Source organism: Microbacterium sp. CPCC 204701 (assembly GCF_004010105.1).
GTDB lineage: Bacteria > Actinomycetota > Actinomycetes > Actinomycetales > Microbacteriaceae > Microbacterium.
In genome coordinates this window covers 1-6,444 of record NZ_RRYE01000165.1, presented here as the reverse complement: position 1 = coordinate 6,444, position 6,444 = coordinate 1, and the positions used below count along the sequence as shown (strand labels likewise).

Sequence of the window (6,444 nt, the reverse complement as noted above, 5' to 3'; positions counted from 1 at the left end):
CGCGCGTCGACGCGGTGCCCGGTGCCGACGTGGTGCCCGACTACTCGAACAAGACGTTCACGTTCACCTCCGCCACCCCCGGTACCTACTACGTGCAGTACCTCGTGGCGGCGGGCACCGGCGGCGTGCCGGGGCTCGTGCGCGTCGACGTCCTTTCGGAGGGCGAGACGAACCTGCCGCCGGTGGCGGTGCGGGATGTCGCGCTGCTGCCCGCGGGCGGCGACGTGCTCGTCAACGTGCTGGCGAACGACTCCGATCCCTCGGGCGGCATCCTCGTCGTGCAGTCCGTGACCGTCGAGCCGAACTCGGGCATCGCGGTCGCGGTGCTGAACCACGAGACGCTGCGCATCAGCGACCAGGCCGCGCTGTCGCAGCAGGTGCGCATCTCGTACCGCATCTCGAACGGCGCGCAGTCGGCCGAGGGCGATGTGATCGTCATCCCGATCCCCGCACCGTCGCAGCTGCGGCCGCCGGTCGCGAACGACGACCAGGTGGTCGTGCGCGCGGGCGACGTCGTGACGATCCCCGTGCTCGAGAACGACTACCACCCGAACAACGACGTCATCCACGTCGCGCCAGATCTCGTGCCACCGCTCATCACGTCCGAGCAGGGCGAGATGTTCGTGTCGCAGGACGCCGTGCGGTTCCGCGCGTCGGACGAGCCGGGCACCGTGTACGGCACGTACGAGGTCGTCGACAGCACCGGACAGAAGGATGCCGGGTACCTCACGATCCAGGTCCTCCCGGTCAACGCCGAGACCAACGCCGCCCCGAGGCCCCGCGACCTGACGTCGCGCGTACTGGCGGGCAGCCGCGTGCGGATCCCGGTGCCGCTGGACGGCATCGACGCCGACGGCGACTCGGTGAGCCTGGTCGGCCTCGCATCGGCGCCTGAGAAGGGCCGGATCGTCGAGACCGGCTCGGACTACCTGGAGTACGAGGCCTTCGACGAGACCGCCGGGGTCGACACCTTCACGTACCGCGTGCGGGACCGGCTCGGAGCCGAGGCCACCGCATCCGTCCGCATCGGCATCGCGCCGCCCGAGAGCGTCAACCAGGCGCCGTACGCGGTCAAGGACGCCGTGCTGATGCGCCCGGACCGGCGAGTCGCCGTCCCGGTGCTCGCGAACGACTCGGACCCCGACGGCGACGAGTTCGGGCTGGTCAGAGACGGCCTGATCCTTCCCGACGTCCCAGGGCTGTCGGCCAAGGTCGACGGGAACCGCGTGATCGTCACCTCGCCCGGCGAGCCGGTCGAGACGTCGCTGCAGTACACGATCCGCGACTCCCGCGGTGCCGAGGCGAAGGCGGTGCTGCAGATCACGGTCGCAGACGATGTCCCGCTCCAGCGGCCCATCGCCCGCGACGACTACGTGCGCGCCGAAGACGTCGAGGACGAGCGCGTCGACATCGAGGTGCTCGCCAACGACGAGGACCCCGACGGCACCATCGAAGACCTCGAGGTCACGGTGGGGGAGTCGACTGCCCGCGTGCTGGGCGACGGCAGGATCCGGGTGACACTCGGTGACGAGAACCGCCTCGTCACCTATACCGTCACCGATCGCGACGGGAACGAGGCATCCGCCTTCATCCACGTCCCCTCGCTCGCATCGCTGCCGCCGACGGTCATCACGACGGTGCCGATCGAGGTCGCCAGCGGCGAGACCGTCGGGATCCCGCTGGCCGAGCACGTGCGTGCTGCCGGAGGCGGCACGGTCGTCATCACCGAGGCGGCGAAGGTGACGGCGGCCCACAGCGACGGATCTTCGCTCGTGAAGGACCAGACGACCCTGGCGTACACGTCCGCCAACGGCTACTTCGGCCCCGACGCGATCACCTTCGAGGTCACCGACGGGACGGGTCCCGATGACCCGAAGGGCCGCAAGGCGACGCTGGTGCTGCCGATCACCGTGCTGCCACCCGAGAATCAGCAGCCGTCGTTCGTGACCGGTCAGGTGGATGTGGCGCCCGGCGAGGACCCCGTGATGCTCGATCTGCTGGGCCTCACGACCGATCCCGACGTCGATGACCTCGAGGGCATGCGCTACGAGCTGGTCGGAGGGGCGCCCGACGGCATGTCGGCGTCGGTCGACGGGCAGGAGCTGCGCGTCAGCGCGGCTGCCGACACCAGAAAGGGCACGGCCGGCACGATCCGCCTGCGGATCGGCGACGGCACCACCGAACCCGTCGACGGCATCGTCAACGTGCGCGTCATCGCGTCGACGCGCGAACTGCCGACGGCGAACGACGACATCGTGCCCGAGGCGCATCAGGGCAAGACCACGACCGTCCCGGTGCTCGCGAACGACGTGAACCCGTTCCCCGAGACCGCGCTGAAGGTCACGACCGCGCTGGTCGAGACCGGTCAGGGCACCGTCGATGTCGCCGGGAGCGATGTGCGCGTGACCCCCGACGACTCGTTCTTCGGCACGATGGTGGTCCGGTATCGAGTGCAGGATGCCACGGGCGACCCCGACCGCGAGGTCGAGGGCCGCATCCGCCTGACCGTGCAGGGAAAGCCGGACGCACCCGGAACGCCGACCGTCTCGAGCGTGCAGGATCGCACCGTCGTGCTGTCGTGGACGCCGCCGGCCAACAACGGAGCGGAGATCGAGCGGTACCTGGTCTCGTCGACCGCCGGGAACTACGAGAAGACCTGTCTCGCCACGACCTGCACCCTCGACGGGTTGACCAACAACGTGGAGTACAACTTCACGGTGGTCGCAGAGAATCGCGTCGGACCGTCGGACCCGTCAGCGCCGTCCGAGACCGCGCGGCCCGACGCGCGTCCCGACACCCCCGAGCCCCCGGCCCTGGTCTTCGGCGACCGCAGCCTCTCCGTGTCGTGGAAGACGCCGCCCACCCCCGGCTCGCCGGTGGAGTCGTTCAACCTCGAGATCTCACCGGCGCCGCCGTCGGGCATCGGGCAGAAGACCGCAGTGGTCGGCAACTCCCTGGTGTGGGAGGGGCTCGAGAACGGCACCGCGTACCAGGTGCGCGTGCAGGCCGTGAACCGCGCGCCCGAGCCGTCGAGTTGGAGCGCGTGGTCGCTCGACGAGATCCCCGCAGGGCCTCCGGAGGCGCCCGCGGCGCCGACGACGTCGCGCCTCGAACCCGTGGGATCCCAGGCGCAGATCCAGGTCGCGTGGGTCAAGCCGGCCGAGAACGGAGCACCGATCTCGGGGTACCAGCTCGACGTGCTCCGCGGGGGCACCGTCATGAACTCGATCCCGGTCGCTGCGGGGCAGACGAGCCAGGCGGTCGTGGTCGACACGTCCACCACCGACTACACGTTCCGCGTGCGCGCGCAGAACAAGGCCGGCTGGGGCGAGTTCAGCCCGAACTCCGCGCCGCAGCGCGCGTTCACTCCGCCCGGCGCACCGACCGGGGTGAACCTGCGCGAAGGCGATCGCATGGTCACGGTCAGCTATCAGCCCGGGCCGATGAACGGCGCCGGCGAAGGAGAAGTGCGCTACGAGGTCTCGTTGAACAACGGCAACTGGCAGGCCCTTCCGGGCAACGGGCAGATCGGCGGACTGTCCAACGGCACCGACTACACCGCCCGCGTGCGCGCCGTATCGAGCGTCGCTGGAGCGAGCGAAGCGGGAGCGGCGTCTGCGCCGTCGAATACGGCCAGGCCCTACGGTCCCGTGAACGACCCCGGTGTCGGCGCGGAGCGCGCAGGGATGAGCGTCCGCGTCAGCTGGAGCGCTCCGTCCGAGAACGGGCGTCCGATCACGAAGGTGCAGATCCGGATCGACAGCGGCGGCTGGCAGGATGTCGAGCCGAGCGGCAACCGTGTGGTCGGCAACGCGTACGACGAGCGCCACACGATCGACGTGCGCGCCTACGACTCCGCGAACCAGGTCTCACGGGTCGTCTCGGACGCCGCGACCAGCGAGCCCCGGCCGCAGCCGCGCGCCTGGACGACGAAGGGCTCGTTCGTCCCGGGCTGCTCGACCAACTCGCTCGGCAACGGCTGCCACAAGTACGTGCTCAACACCCAGAACTTCGCGGGCGGCTCCTATCGGATCGAGTGCTACGACGTCGACGGCTACTTCGCGAACAACGCGGGTTTCGCGGTGAACATCCCGTCGAACGGATCCATCGAGCTCAACTGCTACAACGGCTTCGCCGGCGATCACTACGTGCGGATCATCGGCGGCAATCCCGAGTGGAGCGAGCGCGCCACCTGGTAGCGCCGCATCCCGCTTCCCGTGCCCACCCTTCCCCAGAACGAGAGACCCACGACATGACGATGACCCCCGAGCAGGCAGCCTGGTTCCAGGGCACCTTCGCGCGCCTGGTCGACAACGTCGATCAGGCCCTCATGGGCAAGCGCGAGGTCGTCGGCCTCGTGCTCTCGGCGATGCTCGCCGAAGGCCATGTGCTCCTCGAGGACGCCCCCGGCACCGGCAAGACGAGCCTCGCGAAGGCGCTCGCGGCCACGGTGCAGGGCACGAGCAGCCGCATCCAGTTCACGCCCGATCTGCTGCCCTCCGACGTCACCGGCGTCACGATCTACGACCAGGCGGCCCATCGCTTCGAGTTCCACCGAGGCCCGGTGTTCGCCTCGATCGTGCTCGCAGACGAGATCAACCGCGCGTCGCCCAAGACGCAGTCGGCGCTGCTGGAGGTCATGGAGGAGTCGCGGGTCACGGTCGACGGCGTGACCCACGAGGTCGGCCGGCCGTTCCTCGTGATCGCGACACAGAACCCGATCGAGCAGGCGGGCACGTACAAGCTCCCCGAGGCGCAGCTGGACCGCTTCCTGGTGAAGACCTCGATCGGCTACCCCGACCTCGCGGTCGCCGAGCGCATCCTCGCGGGCGCCGCCGACCGCAACCCGTCCGCCCACCTCCCGGCCATCATCACCACCGGTGCCGTGGCCGACATGGCCGACCTCGCCGCGAGCGTGCACGTCGACCCCGCGGTGCTGCGCTACACGGCGCAGCTCGCCGAGGCGACCCGCGACGACCCCGCGACGCGCGTCGGCGTCTCGGTGCGCGGGTCGCTCGCGATGATCCGCCTCGCCAAGGTGTTCGCCGCCGCGCAGGGCCGCCACTTCGTGCTGCCCGACGACGTCAAGGCGCTCGCCGGCCCGTCGTGGACGCACCGCATCGTGCTCGACCCCGAGGCCGAGTTCGCGGGGACCTCGGCCGAGACCGTGATCGCGCGCGTCCTCGAATCGGTGGCCGCACCGCAGGCGAGGTCCGCCGCCTGATGACCACCGACGCACTCGAGGCGACGGCCACAGCAGCCGACCGCCGCGCGTGGCTCGCGGAGCACGCAGGCCCCGCCCTGCGCGCTCTCCGCGGCGTGCTGTCGGTGGTGCGTCCCGTCGCGTGGGTGCTGATCGGAGCCGCGATCGTGCTGTGGGTGTTCGGCCGGGCGCTCGGATGGTGGGAGCTCACCGTCGCGGCGGTCGTGGTCACCACCGTGCTCGCGCTGTGCCTGCTCTTCCTCATCGGACGCACCGCGTACGACATCACGCTCGACCTCAACCGCACGCGCGTGGTCGTCGGGGAGCGGGCGGTCGGCGCCCTCACGCTGGCCAACACCGGCGGCCGCGCCATCCTCCCCTCGCGCGTGCTGCTGCCGGTGGGTTCCGGACGCGGCGTGTTCGACATCCACCGTCTCGCCCCCGGCGCCTCGGCCGAGGAGCTGTTCGCGATCCCCACGTCGCGCCGTGCCGTCGTCAAGGTCGGCCCGGTGAGCGTCGTCCGCGGCGATCCGCTCGGCCTCTTCGAACGCGTCCACCGTCGCGATCGGCCCGTCGACCTGTTCGTCCACCCGCGGACCGTGAACTTCGACGGGCAGTCTCTCGGATTCCTCCGCGACCTCGAGGGCCTTCCCGCCACCGACCTGTCGCGCGACGACGTGTCGTTCCACGCGCTCCGCGAGTACCACCCCGGCGACGATCTGCGGCACGTGCACTGGAAGTCGACCGCGCGCACGGGTGACGTCATGGTGAGACAGTACGAAGAGACGCGCCGCTCGCACTTCGTGATCGGGCTCACGACGAACGCGGTCGACTACCGCGACGACGCCGAGTTCGAACTGGCGATCTCGGCCGCGGGGTCCCTGGGCCTTCGGGCGCTGCGCGACTCGCAGCGGGTCGAGGTGCGGGTGCAGCAGCGCCTCTTGCCGTCGGCGACAGGCAAGCAGTTCCTCGACTCGCTCTCCGGTCTGTCGCACTCGGGTCCGCGCACGGGTCGCATGGTCGATCTGGCGGGCGTGGTCGCCGCCACGCTTCCGGCGGCGAGCGTCGTGGTGCTCGTGTGCGGAAGCCGCGTCGACGCCAACGACCTGCGGGCCGCGTGCAGCCGCCTCCCGTTCGGGGCGCGCGTGCTGGCCGTCGTCGCCGAGATGGGGGCGACGCCGTCGCTGCGGCGGATCGGCGAGGCGAACGTCGTGACGGTCGGCGCGCTCGACCAGCTCGCC

At 70.7% G+C, this 6,444-nt stretch carries 3 protein-coding genes; all 3 read left to right on the top strand.

Annotated features, from left to right (window positions below; genetic code table 11):
- The first annotated feature begins 14 nt into the window (after nt 1-14).
- Entirely contained in the window at nt 15-4,199 is a 4,185-nt protein-coding gene (locus EIO58_RS10710) for an Ig-like domain-containing protein (RefSeq protein WP_240658729.1), read from the top strand.
- Between the two features lie 53 nt (nt 4,200-4,252).
- Nucleotides 4,253-5,224: an AAA family ATPase gene (locus EIO58_RS10705; protein ID WP_127819531.1), complete on the top strand. Its 972-nt coding sequence runs from the start codon at nt 4,253-4,255 to the stop codon at nt 5,222-5,224.
- Nucleotides 5,224-6,444: DUF58 domain-containing protein (locus EIO58_RS10700; RefSeq protein WP_164861636.1), on the top strand; the 1,221-nt coding region annotated here is incomplete at its 3' end. The genes EIO58_RS10705 and EIO58_RS10700, both read left to right, overlap by 1 nt.